At 41.6% G+C, this 1,038-nt stretch carries 3 protein-coding genes; 1 reads left to right on the top strand and 2 read right to left on the bottom strand.

Annotated features, from left to right (window positions below):
* The first annotated feature begins 341 nt into the window (after positions 1-341).
* Positions 342-614: a Cox family DNA-binding protein gene (locus tag CBG25_RS08365; protein WP_290605974.1), complete on the top strand. Its 273-nt coding sequence runs from the start codon at positions 342-344 to the stop codon at positions 612-614.
* On the opposite strand, the gene CBG25_RS08370 is transcribed toward CBG25_RS08365, so the two are convergent.
* Together CBG25_RS08370 and CBG25_RS08375 are read right to left on the bottom strand one after the other, a co-directional pair.
* Positions 595-792 carry a hypothetical protein gene (locus CBG25_RS08370; protein ID WP_290605975.1) on the bottom strand — a complete coding sequence of 66 codons (198 nt, stop codon included), beginning with the start codon at positions 790-792 and terminating at the stop codon, positions 595-597. The genes CBG25_RS08365 and CBG25_RS08370 overlap by 20 nt on opposite strands.
* Positions 734-1,038: transposase family protein (locus CBG25_RS08375; protein WP_290603625.1), on the bottom strand; the 305-nt coding region annotated here is incomplete at its 5' end. The genes CBG25_RS08375 and CBG25_RS08370, both read right to left, overlap by 59 nt.

Raw genomic sequence — 1,038 nt, forward strand, 5'->3', positions numbered from 1 at the left:
TGCAATGGCCTATAACTTATCAAGAGCGGTTGCTCTGATATTATGGATGATTTTCAGTCTATTATTTGTACAAACTAAAATCAGAAAAAGAGAAAATCTGCACGGTGGGATATTGTTGAAAAAAAAATTCCACCCCTTTTGCGACAGCCTCATTTAGGCGGTAACTTAAACTTTGCTGTAGTCTATTTAGACAACAAAGACCCTGATGCAAATGCAGCATGACCTGTATGCAACATAGCAAATCGCGGCAAATGCACCCAGTGTTAAGCATACCAGAGTTTGGGTTTAAAGCGGTTTTAAGCGGCACAAAGCGGTTTAAAGAGATGAAAGCGAGGGAAGGAATGATTAACGACGACTACGAGATGAGATATCCGATAGATGTCATGCACGCTAAAAAATTTGCAGAGTTAATCGGCAAAACCCCTAGCGCTGTCCAGGAAATGATCGAGAACAACAAATTACCGGTCATTCGATTGCAAGACCCAAGTAAACCGAATTCTCGAGTAAGAGAACGATTGATATACCTTCCCGAGTTTCATAGAGGGCTGCGTGCAGCCTACTTTAATCGTCCCGCAGAAGAACGTGATGCTTGGCTTAAGTGGCTTGGGTTGTGATGACCAAGCAAGAAGTATGAAAAAAAGTCCATAGCCAGCGTTTGCTGCGGAACTGCTCTTTAACATTAAGCGTGTTGCTTAATAGTGAAATAAGGGTGTTTCGGTGATTGAAGTAAATTTTACGCTGTTCTGAGATGGAAATTCCAAAGACCTGCGCTAAGGAGTAAGAAGGTATCATCAATAAAGGGTCTACGATTCCGTAAAATTTGGGTCATGCAACCGAGGCGCTTGATACCCGCGATGGCGTGTTCAACTGTAATACGGATGCCCGAGATTATTTTATTTTCTTGTTTTTGTTCAGGCGATAAAGGTCTTTTTCGAGTTCCTTTTTTTGGGATTTGTGTATTAGGATGCTGTTTATCTATACCTTGAAAACCGGTATCTGCCCAGATGGTTACCTCAGGAGGAATATGGCGAATTATAT

The sequence above is a fragment of the Arsenophonus sp. ENCA genome (assembly GCF_002287155.1).
In the GTDB taxonomy this organism is placed as follows: Bacteria; Pseudomonadota; Gammaproteobacteria; order Enterobacterales; family Enterobacteriaceae; genus Arsenophonus; species Arsenophonus nilaparvatae.